Source organism: Enterobacter sp. D2 (assembly GCF_034427575.1).
GTDB lineage: Bacteria > Pseudomonadota > Gammaproteobacteria > Enterobacterales > Enterobacteriaceae > Enterobacter > Enterobacter cloacae_M.
In genome coordinates, this window is sequence record NZ_JAXQPP010000008.1 from 99,811 (window position 1) to 103,440 (window position 3,630).

Below are 3,630 nucleotides of genomic sequence, written 5' to 3' on the forward strand. Positions count from 1 at the left end.
GCCACAGCGGTCGATAAGTCGAAGGACTACACCGACACGGCCACCGCCGCAGCGGTCGATAAGTCGAAGGACTACACCGACACGGCCACCGCCGCAGCGGTCGATAAATCGAAGGACTACACCGACACAGCCACCGCCGCAGCGGTCGATAAATCGAAGGATTACACGGATCACCGCGTTGATAACCTCACCTCAACGGCAGTTGAGCAATCCAACAGCTATACCAATGAAAAGTACGACCATAGCATTAACTACGCGCAAAATGCAGCGAATCAGGCTGAAAGCAATGCTGCCAGCTATACCGATAATCGCGTCAATGCGTTAAGCCACTCGACTAATCAGCGATTCAAACAGCTCAATTCAAAAATTGACCGTGCAGAAAAGCGTCTCAATGCCGGTGTTGCCGGTGTTACCGCGATCGCGTCAATTCCGTATGTCGCGGAAAACTCATTTTCTTACGGTATCGGCCTGGGTAATTACCAGAACGGCAACGCGATTGCTGGCGGCGTCAATTACAAAACATCCCCGAACACCAACGTAAGACTCAATGTTTCTTGGGATTCATCCCGGAACAGTGCGGTCGGCATCGGATTTGCCGGGGGCTGGTAAATGAAGCCCGGATTTATTTCTCCCCCTTGGGCGCATACGCGCGGTGATTCCGTAAGCGCCCTGAGCCTTATTAACCGCGCGGAGAAAAATGCGGCCTGCGGCTGCGGGCTGCATTACGAGATCTACCACTACCGCGTCCTGGACGAGCTGCAAAACGTACTAACTAAGCTAAGCGCCGATGATGCGGCAATCTTTCTGGAGATTGCCGCATCACAGGGTTTTCGTCTGGATTCCAGCGCCATCAATGACGCGCATCAGGCTTACTGCGTAACGCTATCCGAAATAAGAAAGGAACAGGAATAATGAGACTCTTCATTGCTGAAAAACCCGCCGTTGCGACCGATATTGTGAAAGCCCTCGGCGGCAACTTTACCCGCCACGACGGTTATTTTGAATCGTCCACCGACATTGTGAGCTACTGCGTCGGCCACGTGCTGGAAATGGTACCCCCGGAGACGATTAACCCGGCCTATGCCACCTGGTCGCTCGACACCCTGCCGCTGAAGCTGTACCCCGTTCAGCTTCAGCCCAAAGCGAGCGTGGCAAAACAGGCCAACACCCTGGTGAAGCTGATTCGTCGCCCGGATATCAAAATGATTGTCCACTGCGGCGACCCGGACGACGAAGGCCAGCTCCTCGTTGACGAGGTGCTGGAGTTCGCCGGTAACACGCGCCCGGTGAAGCGGGCGCTGATTAACGACAACACTGCGCCAGCGGTGAAAAAAGCCATCAATTCCCTGCGCGATAACAGCGATTTTCGTGGGATGTACCTGAAAGCCCTGATGCGCAGCGCCGGTGACGCCATTTTTGGCTTCAGCATGAGCCGCTGCTACACCCTGAAAGCCCGTGATAAAGGCTATAAGGGCACGATTTCGGTTGGCCGCGTCCAGACGCCGGTGCTGGGTATGATTGTGCGCCGGTGGCGCGACAATCAGGCACACAGCGAGGCGTTTTACTACCAGCTCGCCGGGCAGTTTGTCAGCGGCACGGACGTCGTCAGCGCCCGCTGGCAGACGTCCGAATACGCACCGGTTGACGATAAAAAGCGCCTGACGGATAAGGCCTGGGCAGAAGGGCTCGCCAGAGCACTGGCCGGAAAACCGGCCAGCGTGCTCGCGGCGGCCACTGACCGGGGAAAAACCACGGCCGCCCCGCTGCCGTTTAACCTGTTGCGCCTCCAGGTGCATATGAACCGCAGGCATAAACTGACCGCGCAGCAGACGCTCGATATCACGCAAAAGCTCAAGGACGGTAAATACATTACCTATAACCGCTCCGACTGTTCGTATCTGTCCGACGAACAGTTTAACGACGCGCCGCAGGTAGTGGCGGCCTTAAAAACGCTCGACGTTTTTAACGGCCTTGCCACCGATACGGCGCAGAAAAGCGCGGCGTTTGACAGTAAAAAAGTGACCGCCCACACCGCCATTATTCCGACGACGAACATGCCGGATTTAAGCCGCCTTACCGACAGGGAAAAGGCGGTTTATCTCGCCATCGCGCAGTTTTATCTCGCGCAGTTCGTGGAGAAAAAGCGCTATGACGAGGCGATCGCGGAGATCAAATGCGGTGACGAAATGTTTAAAGTCTCGGCGCGTAAAACCACGGACGCGGGTTTTACGGCGTTCCTTAGCGATGCGGAGGAAGACGACGAGGAGGACGAAAACAGCAGCGCGTTTGAGGCCATCAGTCGTCTGCAAACCGGGGCGACATTAACCTGCCGCGAGGTGGTGATTTCCGAGAAAAAAACCAAACCGCTGCCGCTGTTTACCGAGGCAACCCTGCTCTCTGCCCTCGTTCGCGTGGCCGATTTTGTCGCCGATCCGCGCATTAAAAAACTGCTCAAGGAGAAGGATAAGGACAAGAAAGACGAACACGGCGGCATCGGCACTCCGGCGACCCGCGCGGCCATTATCGAGACGCTGAAAACCCGCGATTACATCACCGTGGAAAAGGGCAAATTTATCCCGACCGCCGCCGGGCTGGCGTTAATTGATGCCCTGCCCGATTCGGTGACGCAGCCGGATATGACCGCCGTCTGGGCTGAAAAACAGGCCGCAGTTGAAACCGGCGAAATGACCATTGAGCGGTTTATTGATGGTCTTTACGCGGAAGTATCCCGCCTGGTTGAGAGCGCCGACATTGCCATCAGCGCGGCGGAAAAACAGCCCGCTAAAACGTCGCTTAACCGCCTCGCGGTTAAATGCCCGTCGTGCGGAGCNATTGCCATCAGCGCGGCGGAAAAACAGCCCGCTAAAACGTCGCTTAACCGCCTCGCGGTTAAATGCCCGTCGTGCGGAGCTGAGCTGGTTATGACGCCGAAAACCTGCGCCTGCACCGGCTGTCAGTTCAAAATCTGGCTGGAAGTGCGCGGCAAAAAGCTGACGGCAAAACAGGCCGAAACGTTAATCGGCAAGGGCAAAACCGGCGTTATTAAAGGTTTTAAATCGAAGAAAAACGACGATACCTATTCGATGATCGTCACCCTGAAAAATCCGCAAACCGGGGAACTCGGTTTTGAATATCCACCCCGCGATCCGCTGAAAGGATTGAACGTATCTGTACCGAAGGAGCTGAAATTATGAACCGTATCCAGGACGAATTAACCTCAGAGCGCGCGCTGAAAAAGTTTTTACGTGAAAGTGATTTCACCTTTCTGGAGAAGCTGAGCGCGCGTATTTCAGCGGCGCTTGATGAAAAGCGCGCAGAGCATATCAAGCAGGAAAATCAGCGCCGCCTGCGCGAGGAAAAGCGCAATGAACTGCTGGCGCTCATTGAATCGGAAGGTTTTTCGGCGGCTGAACTAGCGGGCAATTCAGCCGCGCCATCGTCGGCAAAAAGGAAACCGAAATACCAGTATGTTGAGCACGGCGTGCGTAAAACATGGTCAGGCGTGGGGCGTGTACCGGTCTTTATTCAGCAGGAACTGGACGCCGGAAAAACCCTCGAATGCTTTTTAATAGGTAACTCAAATGAATAGTTTCGCAAGAATTATCATCATCGCATCTCTGGCAGCCACAA

The 3,630-nt window shown here is 55.0% G+C and carries 4 protein-coding genes; all 4 read left to right on the top strand.

Annotation, left to right across the window (positions count from 1 at the left end; all coding sequences use genetic code 11):
• The coding region (locus SPG90_RS21180) for a YadA-like family protein (RefSeq protein WP_322408343.1) at positions 1–609 on the top strand (609 nt) is incomplete at its 5' end.
• Positions 610–912 carry a hypothetical protein gene (locus SPG90_RS21185; RefSeq protein ID WP_182947034.1) on the top strand — a complete coding sequence of 101 codons (303 nt, stop codon included), beginning with the start codon at positions 610–612 and terminating at the stop codon, positions 910–912.
• The gene (locus tag SPG90_RS21190) at positions 912–3,194 is read left to right on the top strand and encodes a type IA DNA topoisomerase (RefSeq protein ID WP_322408344.1); all 2,283 of its coding nucleotides are present in this window, start codon (positions 912–914) and stop codon (positions 3,192–3,194) included. The genes SPG90_RS21185 and SPG90_RS21190 overlap by 1 nt, the downstream gene beginning before the upstream one ends.
• Positions 3,191–3,589, top strand: a complete 399-nt coding sequence (locus SPG90_RS21195) for an H-NS family nucleoid-associated regulatory protein (protein ID WP_248073828.1) — start codon at positions 3,191–3,193, stop codon at positions 3,587–3,589. The genes SPG90_RS21190 and SPG90_RS21195 overlap by 4 nt, the downstream gene beginning before the upstream one ends.
• The last annotated feature ends 41 nt before the right edge of the window (positions 3,590–3,630 follow it).

What these genes read in the sequence shown, in the direction of transcription:
- SPG90_RS21195 (WP_248073828.1), top strand. Translation starts at nt 3,191, where the DNA reads ATGAACCGTATCCAGGACGAATTAACCTCAGAGCGCGCGCTGAAAAAG.
- SPG90_RS21185 (WP_182947034.1), top strand. Translation starts at nt 610, where the DNA reads ATGAAGCCCGGATTTATTTCTCCCCCTTGGGCGCATACGCGCGGTGAT.